The 1,718-nt window shown below is 62.2% G+C and carries 1 protein-coding gene; it reads left to right on the top strand.

Annotated features, from left to right (window positions below; genetic code table 11):
* Nucleotides 1-46: 46 nt before the first annotated feature.
* On the top strand, nucleotides 47-1,718 hold a 1,672-nt coding region (locus ACZ5CR_RS44605; protein WP_468869239.1), incomplete at its 3' end, for an RHS domain-containing protein.

Genomic DNA, 1,718 nt, shown 5'->3' with positions numbered 1-1,718 from the left:
CGTGCATTGCGATGCCGCAGGCCTGCCCCTTGAAGTGGTTGACCCTGTGGGAGCCACCACTCGCTGGGAACGTGATGCCTTCGGTCGCCCCATCACCTACACAGATCCCCTGGGCCAGACCACCTACCTCAGCTGGACGGTGGAAGGGAAGCTCGAGCGTCGTACAACGGCTGACGGCGCCACCGAGACATGGGCTTACGACGGCGAAGGCAACGTCATTCACTATGTCGATCAGACAGATCAGGTGTCCCGTTTCGAGTACACCCACTTCGACCTGCTGACGGCTCAGACCAGTCGCGACGGTGTTCGATACGAGCTCGACTACGACTCGTCGCTGCGCCTGACGAAGGTCACCAATCCTCAAGGCCTGACGTGGTCCTATGGCTACGACTCAGCCGGACGCCTGACATCTGAAACGGACTTCGACGACCGCAGTCTCACTTACACCTACGATGCGGCGGGACGCCTCGTCTCCAGCGTCAACCCCCTCGGCCAAACGATCAGCTATGAACATGATGCCCTCGGTCAGATGGTCCGCAAGAACGCGGACGGACTGATCACCGACTACACCTATGACTCCAACGGCCATCTCACTCAAGCCACACAATCGGGGACCACGCTCACCCTGGGGCGAGATCGCACGGGAAGCCTGATTTCTGAAACGATTGGTACCCGCCAAGTTGCCTTTGAGTACGACGCGTTGGGGCACCGAACCCGCCGCATAACTCCGGCTGGGGCCGTCACCACGTATACCTATGATGCGGCTGGCAATCGCACGCAGCTCGTCGCCTCAGGTCGCGCGATCGACTTTGACCACGATCGAGCAGGGCAGGAACGAGCTCGTCACTTCGGCGAAAATGTCACCCTGGCCCACGCCTTCGATGGGCTGGGCCGCGTCACCGCCCAGTCCATCGTCGCCGGAGGCAGTCGAAGTATCCAGCGGCGTACGTACTCCTATCGCCCGGACGGCTATCTCGTGGGGATTGCCGACCAACTGAATGGCCCCCGTCGATTCCAACTCGACAAGACGGGCCAAGTCACTGGTGTCCAAGCCGCAGGGTGGTCGGAGTCGTACGCCTACGACTCGGCGGGCAACCTCACCCAAGCCACGTGGCCGGACCAGCATGCCCTTCCGGAATCCCGCGGCACCCGTGTTTACACGGGTACGACCATCCGCTCCGCCGGGCGAGTGCGCTACCAGCACGACGCGGCCGGCCGCATGATCCAGCGCCAGAAGGCTCGTCTTTCCAGGAAGCCGGACACATGGCGGTACGCGTATGACGCCGAAGACCGCCTCACCTCCGTGACCACTCCGGACGGTTCAGTCTGGCGTTACCTCTACGACCCCTTGGGACGTCGGACAGCTAAGTTCAGGCTGGCTGCTGACGGTGTCACAGTCCTTGAGCGGACGGACTTCGCCTGGGACGGCGCGACACTGATCGAGCAGACCACCAGATCACAAGACACTCCTCATCCGGTCACGATCTCCTGGGATCATGACGGCCTGGCTCCTCTGGCCCAGACCGAGCGGATATCGGACGAGGCAAGCCAGAGCGAGATCGACTCACGCTTTTTCGCCATCGTCACCGACCTGGTCGGCACCCCTACCGAACTCGTAACAGAGCAAGGTGACATAGCTTGGCGTGCTCGCACCACCTTGTGGGGCACGACTGTTGGGAATCAGTCGGCCTCCGCCTACACGCCACTTCGCTTCGCCG

Source organism: Streptomyces sp. NPDC031274 (assembly GCF_055570235.1).
Note: the sequence above shows the minus strand (reverse complement) of the source record. Positions and strands in the feature narration are given on the sequence as shown.